At 40.7% G+C, this 686-nt stretch carries 1 protein-coding gene and 1 pseudogene; one reads left to right on the top strand and one right to left on the bottom strand.

Annotation, left to right across the window (positions count from 1 at the left end):
• Window positions 1-276: pseudogene (locus tag AC1DUO_RS25855) on the bottom strand (hypothetical protein); the annotation flags it as partial.
• A gap of 115 nt (window positions 277-391) precedes the next feature.
• On the opposite strand from AC1DUO_RS25855, the gene AC1DUO_RS25850 reads away from it, so the two are divergent.
• A partial coding sequence (locus tag AC1DUO_RS25850) for a hypothetical protein (RefSeq protein WP_477989580.1) occupies window positions 392-686 on the top strand: 295 nt, incomplete at its 3' end.

Raw genomic sequence — 686 nt, 5'->3', positions numbered from 1 at the left:
GTCTACTGTCAGGCGAATAAGTCTTTTGTTATGGACGCCTCTGACAGGGCCATGAGCATCGCCACCGGCGGCTTTTATCAAAAATTCTTTATCGCTTTCAGTGAGTACTTCTGTGCCGTCTACTAAACCGTGGCCATAGGGCAATGGGTAGGAAGTGTACCAGCTATGACCGTAAAGCATCTTTCCATCACTCAAGTGGAAATAGCCTTTATTTATTCCTTCCGACGTCAAAATGCTGTGCAATAGTGCAACGCCCGTAAAATGATACAATTTCATTTTTACATCCTTATAAAATTACGTGCCTTGTTTTATCAGAGAAAAAATCAAGACAATTGAGGATTGTGCCGATAGGTACGTTACCCATTAAATCATGAATTTTATTGCGTCCCGAATGAAAAAAATCATCTTTAGCATCATGCTCTGCAGCCTTGTCTCTGGCTGTTCAACTTTAATTTTTGGCCCACCAAAAGTGGAAGATTACAAAGGTGCAGATTATGCAACGTTAAGAGTAGAAGAAGACGGCGGTGATTTGTTACTTGATACATACGAAGATCAAAATGGCTGCTATAAACGAATCAAAACGGAAAGGTTAGTTGAACAAAAATTATCCCGACCGGACATTATCAGAGACACTGACCACAAAATTAAAGCAGGCACGCACTATGCGGTTGTGAGCATTTATACTT

Source organism: Rahnella sp. P4_A8 (assembly GCF_056402435.1).
Note: the sequence above shows the minus strand (reverse complement) of the source record. Positions and strands in the feature narration are given on the sequence as shown.